This window comes from Candidatus Pelagibacter communis (genome assembly GCF_001179985.1).
Lineage (GTDB): Bacteria > Pseudomonadota > Alphaproteobacteria > Pelagibacterales > Pelagibacteraceae > Pelagibacter > Pelagibacter ubique_J.
On sequence record NZ_CVSI01000012.1, the window covers coordinates 1 to 508 of the forward strand.

Genomic DNA, 508 nt, shown 5'->3' on the forward strand with positions numbered 1-508 from the left:
TAAAAAGATCAACTTTAATAAATTTTTTAAAAAAAGATTTGGGCGACATAATAAAAACTGGTTTTAAAATTTCAAAAATAAATGACCAAGAAAAACAAATTAAAATTTCATTTGAAAATAATGTAACTAAAGAATGTGATTACTTGATTATTGCTGATGGAGTTTTTTCAAAGAGTAAAAATCTAATTTCAAATAACAAAGTAAAACCAAAATATAATGACACATTAGCTATTAGAGGGAAATTAACTAAATTTCCTGAAAACGTGAACAAAAAAAATGTAGCTTTGTTTTTAGGTCCAAACTTCCACCATGTTATTTACCCATTAAATTCTAATGGTGATTTAAATTTTATTGCTATTATGAAACATTCTCTTTCATTAGAGGAGCAAGGTAATTATTTATTATTTAGTGAAAATTCCTTTATCAAAAGAATTTTAGAAAAAGTCCCTCAAGAAATTAAAAAATTAGTTACAGATATTAAGGAATTAAAAATATTTCCAGTGTTTGT

General features: G+C 23.2%; 1 pseudogene. It reads left to right on the plus strand.

Annotated elements, in window-relative coordinates:
- Positions 1 to 508 (plus strand): annotated as a pseudogene (locus AMN80_RS05500) (salicylate 1-monooxygenase); the annotation flags it as partial.